Here is a 14,651-nt window from a genome sequence, read left to right as displayed (position 1 = left end):
CTCGTGTAACAGAGGCCGTCACATATTGCGCAAAGCTGCCGGACAAGCGGCACACTCTGGCTAAATAGCTGACAAGAAATATAAAAAGAGAGCCGAATTGCTTCGACTCTCTCAGGTAGTGTTCACGAAGTTTCTTAATTATTCAGTTGGCCTGGCGCCGCAGAAAGGCCGGAATCTCGATCCGCTCCTGCTCGGGCGACATGTTAGGCTCTTCCTCGTAAGCCGATACCTGCGGCTGCTGGCGCGGTTGCTGCGGCGCGGGTCGCTCTGCCGGGGCGGCTGCCTCACCATGCCCGGTCATCCTGTTGATGAAGGAGCTGATGCCCATGCGCGGGCGCTCTGCCACCGGAGCAGGTTGCGCCTGCTGCGGGCGCTGCGCAACCGGGCGGGCGGCTTGGGGCGAGGGGGATTTGCTCACCGCGGCATGGAGACGGGCGAGCGTCTCTTCCGAAGGAGAGCCGGCCGGTCGTGCGCTGCGAGGCGCGACAAAGGCTGCCGGATCATCGTTGACAGGATAGTTCCGCGCAGCCTGCGGCTGATAGGCCGGCTGCGGTTGATAGGCCGGCGGCGGCAGGTCGTCTGCCTCCTCATAGCGCTGCTGCGGTTCCTTCCGCGCGGCGTAAGCATCGAAGCTCGGTTCCTGCGGCTGGTGCTGCGGTTGCGCCTGCGGGGCAGGACGGGTTGCGCGGGAAGCGGGCTGCTGAACCGGTTGCTGGGACGCATGGAACTGCTGCGGCTGGGGCCGCTCCCGCGCCGCAGGCTGCTGCGGGACGAATTGCGGCGCGTGCTGGACCGGCTCCGGTTGCGTCTGCTGGGGCGCGAGCGGTGCTGCAAGGCTGCGGCGCGGCACGGGCAGTTCCGCGGCTGCCGGAGCCGCGTCGATCCCGGTCGCCACGACAGAAACGCGGATCCGCCCTTCCATCGTCGTGTCCAGGGTGGAGCCGACGATGATATTGGCGTTCTGGTCCACCTTGTCGCGGATGATATTCGCCGCCTCGTCCAGCTCAAACAGCGTCAGATCGTAACCACCGGTGATGTTGATGAGGACGCCCTTCGCACCGTTCAGGCTGATCTCGTCCAGCAGCGGGTTGGCGATGGCCTTCTCCGCCGCATGGATGGCGCGATCTTCGCCCTCTGCCTCACCAGTGCCCATCATGGCCTTGCCCATCTCGTCCATCACCGCGCGAACGTCGGCGAAGTCGAGGTTGATGAGACCCGGGCGGACCATGAGGTCGGTCACGCCCTTCACGCCCTGATAAAGCACGTCGTCGGCCATCTGGAACGCTTCGGTGAAGGTCGTGCGTTCATTGGCCAGCCGGAACAGGTTCTGGTTGGGAATGATGATGAGCGTATCGACGACCTTCTGGAGGTTCTCGATCCCCTCCTCGGCCTGACGCATCCGCTTGTTGCCCTCGAACTGGAAGGGCTTCGTCACGACACCGACCGTCAGGACACCCAGTTCACGTGCGGCCTGCGCGATGATCGGCGCGGCGCCCGTTCCGGTGCCGCCACCCATGCCCGCAGTGATGAAGCACATATGCGCGCCGGCGAGATGGTCCACGATCTCCTCGATCGTCTCCTCTGCCGCGGCGGCGCCGACCGGAGGACGCGCACCGGCGCCCAGACCTTCCGTCACCTTCACGCCCATCTGGATGCGCGCGGTGGATTTCGACTGCTGCAGGGCCTGCGCGTCGGTGTTCGCGACAACGAACTCCACACCCTCAAGCTGCTTCTCGATCATGTTGTTGACGGCGTTACCGCCCGCCCCGCCGACGCCGAACACCGTGATACGCGGCTTCAGCTCTTCCTGGTCGTTGACCGTCAGGTTCAATGTCATGGTTCTGGTCCCGCCTGCCTGTGCCGGCTCATGGCCGATTTTTTCCCGCACGTTACCCAAAGGCTACAGTGTGTGGCAACGAAGGTCACTAAAAAAACGCGGTTTTCCTACAAAATCTGGCCCGCCACCCAGAGGTGGCAAGCGGGATTTCGCCTATGACGCAGGATATAGCGGTCACCAGTTCTCGCGGAACCATTTGACGGCGCGCCGCAAGGAACGCGCCGGATAGCGACCCATCGGGATATCGAAATCCCACCACTCGTCTTGCGGGTGAGTCGCAAAAAGGCACAACCCGACGGAGGAGGCGAAAGCCGCGCCCGTTGCCGCCTGGGGCAGGCCCTGCACGCGGAGCGGACGGCCCAGACGCACCTGCTGACCAAGGATCCGCGCGGCGAGACCGTCGATCCCCGGCATCTGGCTGCATCCGCCGGTGAGCACGATCTGCCGCGAGGGGAGGTGCTCGAAACCTGCGGCGTCCAGCCGGGCACGCACTTCCTCCAGTATCTCCTCCATCCGCGGCCGGATGATGCCGATCAGTTCGGAGCGGCTGACAGTCCGGCGATCCTTCTCCCAGTCGCCCGAATCGCCGCCGATCTCGATCATCTCGCGGTCATCGACGCCCGTCGCCACGACCCCGCCGTGGAAGGTCTTGATTCGCTCCGCCGTGGCGAGAGGGATGCGCAGGCCCTGCGCGATGTCGGAGGTGACATTCTCCCCCCCCATCCTCACGCTGTCGGCATAGATCATGTGGCGCTTGAGGAAGATCGACAGCCCCGTCGCTCCGCCGCCCATGTCGATACAGGCAGCACCCAGCTCCTGCTCATCCTCGACCAGCGCCGACATGCCGGAGACATAGGCGGAGGACGCAATCCCCGCGAGTTCCAGATCGCAGCGCTTGATGCAATGGAGCAGGTTCTGCACCGCCGCGCCCTCAACGGTCAGCAGGTGCATGTCGCAGGCCAGCCGCCGCCCCATCTGACCACGCGGATCGGCAAGGCCGGAGCGATGATCGAGCGCGAAGTTCACCGGCTGGGCATGCAGCACCTCACGCCCATGGCCGATGGGAGGCACCTCGCAGGCGGACAGCACCTGGGCCACATCCTCCTCCGTGACCAGGCTGTCGGAAACCTCCACTTCGCCGGCCAGCCCGTAGGAGCGCGGCTCCCCTCCGGCGAAGCAGGCGATCACATGGTCCACGCGTACATTGGCCATCTTCTGCGCGGCGGTGACAGCAGTGCGGATCGCGCGCTCCGTCTCCTGCATCGCGGCCACCTCACCGTAGCGCACGCCGCGGGAGCGGGTTGTCGCGGCGCCGATGATGCGGAAGGAGGACTGCCCGGCCATCGGCCCCACGCCATCCTGCTCGCGAAAGCTGTCCGGCCCGTCGAACCGCAGCACCACACAGGCGATCTTGGAGGTGCCGATGTCGAGAATCGCCACGACCCCGCGCTGCATGGCCGCCCTGCGCATGTTCCGCATCGCACGTTGCGATTGATAGAGGTCGGTCAATGCAGGGCTCCCTTGGTCTGGCGTGTATTGCGCGCGGTGAGGCTTGCCCCCTGCAGCGCGGCGACTGCTTCTTCGGAAAGGCGAAGGGTCGGGCGGCGGCCGATGCGCATGTCCACGACGGTCACGTCGCGGTCCAGCAAATCCTCCGCCTGATCGAGCGCGATGACCCGCTCCAGCGCGGCGACGGCATCCTGCTCCGGCAGCATGATCTCCTGCCCGCGGTCGAGCACGAGGTTCCAGCGGCGCTCCCCGATCCGGACGAGGCCGCGGATGCGTGTCCGCAGCGGCTCGGCCGCGCCAAGCAGCCGCAGCGCTTCCGGCACCACCTCCTGCACACCCGAACCGGCGATCAGCGGCAGGTCCGGGCGGTCGATACGGTTCTCCAGCCCCGCAACGCGGTGGCCGGCCTCATCCAGCAGCATCAGGTCATCGGCGTTGCGCCAGACGACAATTGGCAGACGTTCCGTCACCGCGACTTCCAGCGTGCCCTCCGGCCGCACCCGGACATCGGCGCGACGCACCGCATCCAGCCCTTCGGCCCTGGCGCGCAGCGCGGTCAGATCGAGCGCCAGTGACGACACGGGAAACTGCACACCCAGCCCCGAACGGATCGCCTCCTCCGTCTCCGGCGAAGCTCCGCTCACCGTAAGGCGGACGAGTTGCAGCTCCGGCCGGCTCTCGATCCGGGCGCGAATGTCCTGAACAAGGCCGGCCATCTGCGCGCGGCGATCCGCATCGGCGAACCAGATACCGGCCACCGCAGCGATCAGCAGCACCGGCACCCCCGTGCGTATCAGCCGGCGGTAAAGCGGGGTCAGCCAGATCCGCTGAAGGCGGTAGGCGATACGGGAGGGGGCAGGATCGCGGCGCATCACCGATCGCACGAGGCATCCTCCACGATCCACCGGCACAGCTCCGGGAAGGAGATGCCCCGCGCCGCCGCCTGCTCGGGCGCAAGCGAGGTGGGCGTCATGCCGGGCTGCGTGTTCGTCTCCAGAATGATCAACCCTTCGACCCCGCGGGAGTCGTCCCAGCGGAAATCGGAGCGGCTGACACCGCGGCAGCCCAGCACCCTGTGGGCGCGGAGCGCATAGTCGAGACAGGCTTCCGCCACGTCGGCAGGAATATCGGCAGGCACCACGTGACGCGAGCCGCCGGGGCGGTACTTCGCGTCGTAATCATACCATCCCTCGGTGATGATATCGGTCACCGCCAGCGGCTCATCCCCCATCACCGCGACGGTCAGATCGCGCCCCGGCACATAGGTTTCCAGCATCATCGTGCCGGAGACACCGGTCAGCGCGGGCGGACCGTTGTTGGCGGCCGCGACGATATGGATGCCGACGGATGAGCCTTCGTTATGGGGTTTGACCACATAGGGGGCGGCCATCACGTGACGCTCACGCACCTCCTCCGCCGTGGCGAGACAGCTTTCCACCACAGGCAGGCCGGCGACGGCGAAGGCGGCTTTCGCCCGGATCTTGTCCATCGCCAGTGCGGAGGCCAGAACACCCGAATGGGTATAGGGGATCCGCAGCCATTCAAGCAGGCCCTGGACACAGCCGTCTTCACCCCAGCGGCCATGCAATGCGTTGAACACGACATCGGGGCGAATGGCATCAAGACGCGCGGCCAGATCCGGCCCCGCGTCCACCTCGACCACATCGTAACCCGCCACCCTCAGCGCGCCGGCGCATTCATGCCCGGAGACAAGCGATACCTCCCGCTCTGCGGAAGGCCCACCCATCAGTACCGCCACCTTGGGGGCTGCCCTGCTCGACATGCCCCACCGCCTCGTCCGGGCTTTCGCCCTGTTATCAGGGGGTTGACCCCCTATTCGTTATTTTCGGCCCATCAGGGCGTCAATTGCCCGCCGGTGTTCCGACGCGCATGATTTCCCATTCTAGCCACAAACCGCTCGATTGGAACACCTTATTTCGGACTTCCTCGCCCAGTCCCTCCAGATCGGCGGCAGTCGCCCCACCGGCATTGATCAGGAAATTGGCGTGTTTCGGGCTCATCTCTGCCCCGCCCCGCCGTGCGCCGCGCATACCGGCGTCGTCGATGAGCTTCCAGGCCTTCATGTCATGGCTGTCGTCCGCGCGGCCCGTTGAGCTCGCACCAGAAGGATTGCGGAAGGTAGAGCCCGCCGTCCGCTCCTTCACCGGCTGGGAGGCATCGCGACGGGCGACCTGCTCCGCCATCAGCGCCTCCAGCGCCGCCGGATCGCCGGAAGGCGCGCGGAAAGTGGCGGAGACGATCACCGCGCCTTCGGGCAGGAACGTCTCGCGATAGCCGAAGGCCAGCGCCTCCCGCCCCAGAACCACCCGATCACCATTGCGCAGGATCGCTTCCGCGCTCACGAACCGGTCGGCGACATAGGTGCCGTAGCAGCCCGCGTTCATTCGCACCGCGCCGCCGATGGAGCCGGGAATCGTGCGCAGGAACGTCAGATCGAGCCCCTCCGCAGCAGCCTTCCGGGCGACATGCGCATCAAGGGCGGCGGCCCCCGCCCGGACGGTGCGGTCACCCGTCTCGATTCCATTGAAGCCCCGGCCCAGCCGGATCACCACGCCCGGAATGCCGCCATCCCGCACGATGAGATTGGAGCCGACGCCGATGGGAAATACCGCGATCGCCGGCGGCAGCGCGGCCAGAAAGTCCGAGAGGTCCTCCACGTCCGCCGGCTGGAACAACCATTCCGCCGGTCCGCCGACGCGGAGCCAGGTGAGATCCGCCAGAGGGCGAAAGGGCGTGAGCGTGCCGCGCACGGCGGGGAGAGGAAGCGTGTCGGTCATGGTGATGCCATAGCGCGACATTCCCCTCCGCTCAACTCATCCGTCAAGGCGGCGATGCGGCGGGCGCTGGGTCATCGCCATGACCGTCATGCCGATGCCGAGCGCGACGAGGCCCAGCACCGGCCCGCAGGAATGGGTGATGAGGCCCAGGACGGGAATACCCGTTGCCAGAAGCACCAGGACGACCCACCGCCGCCCGCGCCAGCCACGACGTGCCAGCACAGCCGCGAGCAACAGCCACAGCAGCGATAGGAGGAGGGAAAAGGTCATATCGCCATGGCCGTAGCCGACCCCCCTCAGGCCCGCGCGCGAAGCGGCATGACGCGCGCGCCGCCCTGACGCCCTTCGAGACGCGCGGGCAGACCATGCGCCCAGCCCGAGATGGAGCCCGCACCAAGCAGTACGACCATGTCTCCGGGGCGTCCCTGCTCCCGCACCAGGCGGGCCAGATCGTCCTCATCAAGAATGGCGCGGGCATGGCGATGACCATGCGCGATCAGCCCTGCGACCAGGTGATCCCGGTCGGCACCCTCCACCGGCTCCTCGCCCGCGGAATAGACATCGGTGATCCCCACCACATCCGCATCGTTGAAGCAGGTGCAGAAATCCTCGAACAGGTTGTGGAGACGGGAATAGCGGTGCGGCTGATGAACGGCGATGACGCGACCCTTCGTCGACTGACGCGCGGCCTTCAGCACGGCGGCGATCTCCACCGGATGGTGACCATAGTCGTCGATGATGGTGACGCCGTTCACCTCGGCGACCTTGGTGAAGCGGCGGTTCACCCCGCCGAAGGCCGCCAGGGCCGTGCGAATCTCGTCCTTCTTCATGCCGAGATGCCGCGCCACGGCGACGGCCGCCAGCGCGTTCGACACATTGTGCTCCCCCGGCATGGGCAGGGTGCAGCCCTCGATCAGCCCGCCTTCCTCGTTCTGGAGGAGGATGTCGAATTGGGCGGTCCCGTTTTCGTACCGCAGGTTCATCGCCCGCACATCGGCCTGCGCGTTGAAACCGAAGGTAACGACCTTGCGATCCGTCACCCGGCCCACCAGCGACTGAACCTCCGCATGGTCGGTGCAGCAGACAGCGATGCCGTAGAAGGGAATGTTGGTGACGAAGTCGTAAAACCCCTTCCGCAGCGCGTCGAACGTGCCCCAGTGCTCCATATGCTCGGGGTCGATGTTCGTCACGATGGCGATCGTCGCGGGCAGCCGGTTGAACGAGCCATCCGATTCGTCCGCCTCCACCACCATCCACTCACCGGCGCCCGCCCGTGCGTTGGAGCCGTAGGCATGGATGATGCCGCCGTTGATGACGGTCGGATCGAAGCCACCCTTGTCGAGCAGCGTCGCGACCATCGTGGTGGTCGTGGTCTTGCCATGGGTTCCCGCCACGGCGACGTTCGACCGTAGCCGCATCAGCTCCGCCAGCATCTCCGCCCGCCGCACGACCGGGAGATTGCGCCGTCGTGCTTCCTCCAGCTCGGGGTTGCCGCGCTTGATGGCGGAGGAGATGACAACCACCGCCGCCTCGCCGATATTTTCCGCCCGTTGGCCTTCGAAGAAGGTCGCTCCCAGCCCGACCAGCCGGTCGGTGATCTTCGACGCCTTGGCGTCCGACCCCTGCACGGTGTAGCCGAGCGTCATCAGCACCTCGGCTATGCCCGACATGCCGATGCCGCCGATGCCGACGAAATGGATGGGGCCGAGTTCGAGCGGCAGCTTGGTGGCAGCGTTCATCTGTTCTTTCCTTTATTGGCGATCGCTTCGACCAGGGTGACGAGCCGTTCCGTCGCATCGGGGCGACCTTCGCCCCGCGCGGCATCGGCCATGGCTTCCGCGCGGGCGGAATCCGACAGGACCGACGCTATCTGCTCCGAAAGCGCGGCAGGCTCAAGCCGGGATTCGGGAATGACGATGGCGGCGCCCGCTTCGGCGAGCCCGCGGGCATTGGCGGTCTGATGATCGGCAGCGGCGGCGGCGAAGGGGATCAGCAGCGACGGCCGGCCGATGGCCGCGATGTCGGCCACCGATGACGCTCCGGAACGGGAGATGACAAGCTGCGCCTCCTCGATCCGCTGCGGCACATCGGTGAAGAAAGTCTGCACCTCAGCCACCACGCCCGCCTTGCGATAGGCCTCCACCACGCGGGGCAGGTCTTCCTCCCGCGCCTGATGGGACACCGAAAGCCGTGTTCGGAGCCACTCTGGCAGGCGGGCAATGGCCTCCGGCACCACATCGGACAGGACGCGCGCACCCTGACTGCCGCCGATGACCAGCAGGTGGATCACCCCCTCGCAGGGGGGAATATAGGAGGCACCGGCCTTTTCCCGCACCACGGCGCGCACGGGGTTGCCGGTATGCACCCCCTCCACGCCTGCGGGCAGCGGCGTGGGCCGCGTGCCACAGGCCACCGCATCCACCCGCGCGGCAAAGGCCGCATTCACCTTGCCCAGAACGCCGTTCTGCTCATGGATCATGCGTGGCAGACCGAGCAGCCAGGCAGCCCCGAGCGCCGGTATCGTCGGATAGCCGCCGAAGCCCACCACCACGGCGGGCCGATCGCGGCGAAGCGCCCGCGCGCTCGCCAGAACGCCTCCCAGAATGCGGAACGGGGTTGCCGCCTTGGCCAACAGGCCCCCGCGCGCAAAGGTGGCGGAGCTGACCTCCTCCACCGGGACGGCCTGCGGGAAGCCGGCGGTGTAGCGCGCGCCCCGCGCATCGGTGGAGAGCTTGACCCGCCAGCCCTTGTGCACCATGGCCTCCGCCAGCGCCTGCGCGGGGAACATGTGCCCGCCGGTGCCACCTGCCGCGATGAGCAGGAGCGGTGATGCCTCACCGGCGGCCATGGATCAGCGCCCCTTCGTCAGGATGTCGCCGATCCGCCCCTGCGGCCGGGTCCGGGTGAAGGCGAGCAGTGCGCCCACGACGATCCCGCCCGCGATGAGCGAGGAGCCGCCATAGCTCACGAAGGGCAGCGTCATGCCCTTGGCCGGAAGCATCCGCACCGCGACGCCCACGTTGATCATCGCCTGCACGCCGAACAGGCAGGCGAGCCCCGTGCCCGCCAGCCGGGTGAACATGTCCCGCTCCCGCGTCAGCCGGAACAGCGAGCGCACGGTGATGAGACAGAACAGCCCGATGATGCACAGTACCAGGATGAGACCGTATTCCTCCGCCGCGACAGCGATGATGAAGTCGGTATGCGCATCGGGCAGGGACCATTTCACCTCTCCCTCACCCACGCCGACACCGAAGAAACCGCCCTGCTGAATGGCGTTGGTGGCGTAGCCGATCTGGGTGCGCGGGTCGATCTCCGCAGTGAGGAACCCGTCGATCCGCCGGGCGAAGTGCTCGGAGCTTTCATAGGCCACGGTGCCGCCGAAACCTACAACCCCGGCCACGATAAGCAGGAGCGTCATCGGAGCGCCCGCCACGAAATACATCACGCCCCAGGCGAACAGGATCAGCGCCGCCTGACCGAAGTCGGGCTGCATGGCCAGCATCCCCACGACCGTCCCCGCGATGAGCAGCGACATGGTCTTGCCCGGCGGGCCGTTCGGATCCTGCCCCGCCGCCATCAGCCAGGCGCAGAGGATGACGAAACCGGGCTTCAGGAATTCCGACGGTTGCATGGATGCGAAGCCGAAGGAGAACCAGCGGATCGCCCCCTTGCCGAAATCCGTCCCGAAGAATGGCAGCAGCGCCAGCGCCAGGAAGGCCCCGAAAAAGCCGATCACCCCGGCGCGCCGCACCATCTCGGGCGACATCATGGACACGACGAACATCACGGCGATGGCGATGCCGCCGAAGAACATCTGACGATTGACATAATAGAACGGGTCCAGCCCGTTGCGCGCAGCCAGCGGCGGAGAGGCAGCAAGGCCCAGTAGCAATCCCACGCCGAACAGCAGCAGGATGGCCGAGACGGCCCATTTGTCGATGGTCCGCCACCACCGCGGGAGTATAGGCTCACCGGCCCGAACGGGCGCGGTGCCGTAGACCATTTCCGTCATGGGAAGACTGCCCTCTGCCCTGTATGCCCGGTTTTCCCGAGTCTGATGCGGTAACCTAGCCGAAACCGGGGTTTCGCGCCAGCATCAATACACCTGCTCCCCCGCCACACCTGTGTGAGCAGGCGCGAGCGACAGGCTTCTTCCAAAGATCCATCCTTCCCACAGATGAACGTCGTCCAGAGCAGGCACCTCCGCCCTGCCCTTGCGCTCCACCAGGTCGATCATGCCGCACAGCCCGACGACGGCATCGAAGCGATCCTCCGCGACCCTGTCCGCGCCGAAACCTTGGGTGAGCGCACTGACAAGCTCGGGCGCGAGCCTGGCACCCAGACGCTCGGCCCAGGCGAGGACGCGGACCGCCACGGCGGCCCGGTCGGCCTGCCGACGCTTGCTGAATCGGCGCTCCGGCAGGAATTTGAGACGACGCATCGCCTCAGCGGGATAGGTTTCCGCGAGGATGAAGGGCCGCTCCAGAGCCTCCGTGCCGCAATCGAAGGGCCAAAGCGCCGCTCCCGCCCGGCGCGCGGGCAGGATGACCCGCATCCAGCCGTCGAGCGCCGCCTTGCCGACCTGATTGGCGCCCAGCGTCCAGAAAAGCGGTGCGGCGGGCCGTTCAGCAGTTGCCCGGTCACAGCACCGGCGCAGGTCATCCATCCGCTCCGCACCCAACGCGCGGATGAGATCCTGCTGCCGCCGCCCGCCAGGCCGCTGCGGATAGAAGGGACGCGTCACGGAAATCTCGTCGCTTTCCGCTGCGACACACGCGAAGTCGCCCCAATCGCCCTGCCCCAGCGCGTCGAGCAGCGTCGGGAAATCGCGAAACCCCGTTTGCCAGCCGTAGAAGGCCGGTACACCGATGGGAAAATCGAAACCCGCAATCAGGCGGCCCTCGCGCGCGCTGCGCAGCAGGTCGGCGACGTCCAGCCCCTTTACCGGGGGGTGAAGCGTCCAGACCCCAGCCTCCCGCGTACCGCGGGCCTGCCACCGTTTTTGCGAAGTGACGCTCCAATCCGCATGGATGATCGTTTCCACGGCAATCAGGCCCGCCGGGGATGCAGCAACGTCACGTCGACTGCTGCATCGCAGAAAATACGAATGGCCTGGAACACCCGATTCGCCGCAACGTTTGCAGAGGGAGGCCCAAGTCCAAACCGGAGGCCCGCCATGATCGAACTCGCTTTCATCGCCTGTCTGACCGCTGCACCGGCCCTTTGCGAAAAGAAGAGCCTGCTGTTTACCGAAATCTCGCCGCTCACCTGCATGATGAGCGCGCAACCGCAGCTCGCCGCCTGGGTGGACAGCCATCCCAAATGGCGGATCGCCAAGTGGAACTGCAAGATCGCAACCGGCGAGAAGGACATCTGAGCCGGGGTCATGCAGGGGGCAGGGCGCGGACCAGTTCCATGAAATGCTCTCCGCGTTTCTCGAAGTTCGGATATTGATCGAAGCTCGCGGCGGCAGGGGCGAGCAGAACGGTCTCGCCTGCCCCCGCCTCCTCGGCGGCACGGGCAACGGCCTGGTCGAGTGTTTCGCAGATTTCGTGCGGTGTCTCGCCGATCTGGAGCGCGAAATCCCGGGCGGAGTGGCCGATGAGATAGGCCTTCACCACCGACCCGAGCAGGGGCTTCAGCGTCGCGATGCCGCCTTCCTTGCCGAGCCCGCCCGCAATCCAGCGGATACGCGGAAAGGCGGCCAGGGCCTTGGCCGCTGAATCCACGTTGGTCGCCTTGGAATCGTTGACAAAGGTCACGCCCGCGCGCTCCGCAACGATCTGGCTGCGGTGAGGCAGCCCCTCGAAGCTCAGGAATGCCTGCTCGATCACGCGCGGCGCGATGCCGAGGGTGCGCGTCGCCGCATAGGCCGCGCAGGCATTCTGATGATTGTGCGCGCCCGGCAAGCCCCTGACCTTGCGCAGGTCGATGGCGGCGACCTGACGACCCTTGCGCCATTCCGATAGGAAACCGCGGCGGGCAAAGACGCTCCACCCTTCCCCCTCCAGCTTCCGGGCGATGGAGATGCGGATGACGCGATCATCCGCTGGCCCCTGCGACAGCTGGTTCGCGAGGAACAATCCCTCCGTCTCGTCGATGCCGATGACAGCGCGATCCGGGCCGCCCTCTGCGAACAGTCGGCGCTTCGCGGCAAAATAACCGCCCATGCCGCCATGCCGGTCCAGGTGATCGGGCGACAGGTTGGTGAACACGGCTATGTCTGGCGTGAGCGCGCGCGCAAGCTCCGTCTGATAGGAAGACAGCTCCAGCACGACCACCTCGCCGTCCATCGGAGGCTCCATGTCCAGAACGCCACGACCGATGTTGCCCGCCATCTGTGTAGGCCGGCCGGCGACGGTCAGGATATGGTGGATAAGCGCCGTGGTTGTGGATTTGCCGTTGGAGCCGGTGACTGCGATGACGCGCGGCGGTTGATCGTAGCGCGCCCACTCCGCGTCCCCCCAGGAGCGGAAGAACAGGCCGATATCGTTATCGACCGGCACACCTTCGGTCATCGCCTGAAGGATGATTCGGTTGGGTTGCGGGTAGAGATGCGGGATACCGGGGCTCACCACCAACACCGAAACACCTTTCCAGGCGCCATCGCGTGTCAGGTCGTGAAGGGAAAACCCCTCAGCCTCGGCGCGGGTGCGCGATTCCGGGCTGTCGTCCCACAACAGCGGCTCCGCGCCGCCCGCTATCAAGGCCCGCGCTGTTGCGAGACCCGACCGGCCCAGCCCCAGAACCGCAACGCGCTGTCCCTCAACACCCCTGACCGGTATCATGTCCCGCCTCTCCTGCTTCTTGTGCGCCGCCCTGTATCACGGACGACGGCTTCGTTGTCCTCTCCGATTACCGTGCGGATTTGGCGGATGCCACGGCAAGATGCACCTTATGTGCGGACGGCGCGGCGTGCTGCCATCCCGCGCCATCGGGAGGGGGCTGTGATAGCAACTCTGCGCGAGCCATCACTCGCCCTGCTTGTGTCTCTCCATCATTTGGGTAGGTTACAGGAAATCGCAGTCAGGGGATTCCTCATGAAATACCGTCTCGTCCTTGCATTCTCCGCGCTTGCCCTCGCCGCAGCCTGCAATCCGACACCGCATCAGCAGCGCCAGCTGGAATGCGGTATTGGCACCGTGGGCGGCGCAGCGCTGGGTGCGGCAGCGGGCAATGCCTTCGGCGGCGGCAGCGGCCGCACCATCATGACCGCGGCCGGCGGCGCGGCTGGCGCCATGGGCGGCCAATCCGTCGCGTGTCGCTGAGCTGAAGCGAACGGCAAGACTTTCAGGGAGGCGGCGATCAGCCGCCTCCTTTGCATCAGGGCAGATCGTTGCGCAGACCGCATCTTCCGTGGCGACGCAGGCAAATGCCGGACGCTGGATTTTCGCGAATGTCAGAACCTGCCGAGTTCGCGTTGCAGAGCGGCCTCTCGCGCAGCAGCTTCCCGCGCAAAAATTCGCTGAACACAGCTTGCTTCATCGGAAGACCCGCGCAGGAAGCCCAGATCCTCACAACGTTCTGCGGCATCGCGGATAACGACTTCCGGCGGGGTCGCCGGTGTCCGCGCACAGGCGCCGCAGAGAAGAATCAGAGCAAGCAGCCTCATGCCTTCTCCGCTCCCAGGGGTGGCCCGGACAGGCGCAGCGCACGCCGCCCCTGCATCTGCCCAAGCCGCCCCTCCGCTATGTCGCGCCCATCGGAACCGATGAGGCGGACCGCCTCAATCGAGGCGCCGTCCAGCGGCAACACCATTCCCGGCCGGAGGCTCGTCGCCTCCCCGAGCGGCAGCGTCAACCGAGCCAGCCTCACGTCGAAGCGCAGCGCCGCGCCATAGACCTGCGCTTCCAGCCGTCGCGACCATTCGTCCGCGGCGAGCATGGGTTGCGGCAGCGCTGGCACGGTATCCAGCCGGGCACGTTCCATCTCCGGGATGGCCAGCAGGAGCACCGCACGGCGCAGACCAAAGCCGAAGGACAATGTGAGCCGGAGCGTGCGATACGTCCGGTCCTCCATCATCAGGTCAAGCGGCCGGGGATCATCGAGATAGGAGCCGTAACGAAAGCCCGCCATGTCGCGCAGCCCGGCCCCAACCGGCAGCTCCGCGATTTCGCCGATGAGACTGTCGATGAACTCCGCCGTCAGCACGGCATCCGTCGCCGTCGGCCGTCGTATCTGCGGATCACCCGCAGCGAGGCGGCCCGTCATCCTTGCCTCTACCACCGAGGCGAGCCCGGGAAAGCTCAGCGCGGCAAGGCCCAGCGCCTCCTCCGGGCCGGGAAGCAGACCGAAGAAGGCCGGTGAGGGCAAAGCATCCAAGAGTTCCGTCAGCCCATGGCGGCCATCCTCCACATTCTCCACCACCGCATCGAGGCCCGGCACCTTCCGGGCGGCACGGAGCAGTGCAAGCCGGGCCGCCCGCTCAGGCGTAGGAGGAGCCGCCTTTCTTGCCGCGCGCACGGACGCCTTGCGCCGCAGTACCGAATCGCCTGTCGCCATCA

Annotated in this window: 15 protein-coding genes; 2 read left to right on the top strand and 13 right to left on the bottom strand. The window is 66.5% G+C overall.

Annotated elements, in window-relative coordinates; translation table 11 throughout:
• Positions 1–142: 142 nt before the first annotated feature.
• The 10 genes from ftsZ to CN97_RS05320 form a co-directional block, all read right to left on the bottom strand.
• On the bottom strand, positions 143–1,837 hold the full coding sequence (gene ftsZ / locus CN97_RS05365) for a cell division protein FtsZ (RefSeq protein WP_035708105.1): 1,695 nt from the start codon (positions 1,835–1,837) through the stop codon (positions 143–145).
• Between the two features lie 174 nt (positions 1,838–2,011).
• A complete protein-coding gene (ftsA, locus tag CN97_RS05360; RefSeq protein WP_035708102.1) occupies positions 2,012–3,346 on the bottom strand; it encodes a cell division protein FtsA in 1,335 nt (444 codons plus the stop codon).
• Positions 3,343–4,230 carry a cell division protein FtsQ/DivIB gene (locus CN97_RS05355; RefSeq protein ID WP_242685213.1) on the bottom strand — a complete coding sequence of 296 codons (888 nt, stop codon included), beginning with the start codon at positions 4,228–4,230 and terminating at the stop codon, positions 3,343–3,345. The genes ftsA and CN97_RS05355 overlap by 4 nt, the downstream gene beginning before the upstream one ends.
• Positions 4,218–5,129 carry a D-alanine--D-alanine ligase gene (locus CN97_RS05350; protein ID WP_088217207.1) on the bottom strand — a complete coding sequence of 304 codons (912 nt, stop codon included), beginning with the start codon at positions 5,127–5,129 and terminating at the stop codon, positions 4,218–4,220. Before CN97_RS05350 ends, CN97_RS05355 begins: the two co-directional genes overlap by 13 nt.
• A gap of 79 nt (positions 5,130–5,208) precedes the next feature.
• Positions 5,209–6,144: a UDP-N-acetylmuramate dehydrogenase gene (murB, locus tag CN97_RS05345; protein WP_035708446.1), complete on the bottom strand. Its 936-nt coding sequence runs from the start codon at positions 6,142–6,144 to the stop codon at positions 5,209–5,211.
• A gap of 36 nt (positions 6,145–6,180) precedes the next feature.
• Positions 6,181–6,414, bottom strand: a complete 234-nt coding sequence (locus CN97_RS05340) for a DUF2484 family protein (protein ID WP_051910975.1) — start codon at positions 6,412–6,414, stop codon at positions 6,181–6,183.
• A gap of 26 nt (positions 6,415–6,440) precedes the next feature.
• The gene (murC, locus tag CN97_RS05335) at positions 6,441–7,883 is read right to left on the bottom strand and encodes a UDP-N-acetylmuramate--L-alanine ligase (protein ID WP_051910974.1); all 1,443 of its coding nucleotides are present in this window, start codon (positions 7,881–7,883) and stop codon (positions 6,441–6,443) included.
• Positions 7,880–8,992, bottom strand: coding sequence for an undecaprenyldiphospho-muramoylpentapeptide beta-N-acetylglucosaminyltransferase (gene murG, locus CN97_RS05330; protein ID WP_035708099.1), 1,113 nt, complete (start codon positions 8,990–8,992; stop codon positions 7,880–7,882). The genes murC and murG overlap by 4 nt, the downstream gene beginning before the upstream one ends.
• A 3-nt stretch (positions 8,993–8,995) precedes the next feature.
• Positions 8,996–10,159 (bottom strand): peptidoglycan glycosyltransferase FtsW, encoded by a 1,164-nt coding sequence (locus CN97_RS05325; protein WP_035708096.1) that lies wholly within the window; start codon positions 10,157–10,159, stop codon positions 8,996–8,998.
• 84 nt (positions 10,160–10,243) lie between these two features.
• A complete protein-coding gene (locus CN97_RS05320; protein ID WP_051910973.1) occupies positions 10,244–11,191 on the bottom strand; it encodes a hypothetical protein in 948 nt (315 codons plus the stop codon).
• A 132-nt stretch (positions 11,192–11,323) separates the two neighbouring features.
• Here CN97_RS05320 and CN97_RS05315 point away from each other — a divergent pair, with 132 nt between their 5' ends.
• A complete protein-coding gene (locus tag CN97_RS05315) occupies positions 11,324–11,524 on the top strand; it encodes a hypothetical protein (RefSeq protein ID WP_035708094.1) in 201 nt (66 codons plus the stop codon).
• Between the two features lie 7 nt (positions 11,525–11,531).
• On the opposite strand, the gene murD is transcribed toward CN97_RS05315, so the two are convergent.
• Positions 11,532–12,935, bottom strand: coding sequence for a UDP-N-acetylmuramoyl-L-alanine--D-glutamate ligase (gene murD, locus CN97_RS05310; protein ID WP_035708091.1), 1,404 nt, complete (start codon positions 12,933–12,935; stop codon positions 11,532–11,534).
• A 252-nt stretch (positions 12,936–13,187) separates the two neighbouring features.
• Here murD and CN97_RS05305 point away from each other — a divergent pair, with 252 nt between their 5' ends.
• Positions 13,188–13,415 carry a glycine zipper 2TM domain-containing protein gene (locus CN97_RS05305; RefSeq protein ID WP_035708089.1) on the top strand — a complete coding sequence of 76 codons (228 nt, stop codon included), beginning with the start codon at positions 13,188–13,190 and terminating at the stop codon, positions 13,413–13,415.
• 131 nt (positions 13,416–13,546) lie between these two features.
• Here the strand turns inward: CN97_RS05305 and CN97_RS05300 are convergent, their stop codons facing one another.
• Complete coding sequence (locus CN97_RS05300) at positions 13,547–13,759, bottom strand: hypothetical protein (RefSeq protein ID WP_035708086.1); 213 nt, start codon at positions 13,757–13,759, stop codon at positions 13,547–13,549.
• The gene (locus CN97_RS05295; RefSeq protein WP_051910972.1) at positions 13,756–14,649 is read right to left on the bottom strand and encodes a FliM/FliN family flagellar motor switch protein; all 894 of its coding nucleotides are present in this window, start codon (positions 14,647–14,649) and stop codon (positions 13,756–13,758) included. The genes CN97_RS05300 and CN97_RS05295 overlap by 4 nt, the downstream gene beginning before the upstream one ends.
• Positions 14,650–14,651: the final 2 nt, after the last annotated feature.

This window comes from Haematobacter massiliensis (assembly GCF_000740795.1).
In the GTDB taxonomy this organism is placed as follows: domain Bacteria; phylum Pseudomonadota; class Alphaproteobacteria; order Rhodobacterales; family Rhodobacteraceae; genus Haematobacter; species Haematobacter massiliensis.
This window is presented reverse-complemented; position numbering and strand designations above follow the sequence as displayed.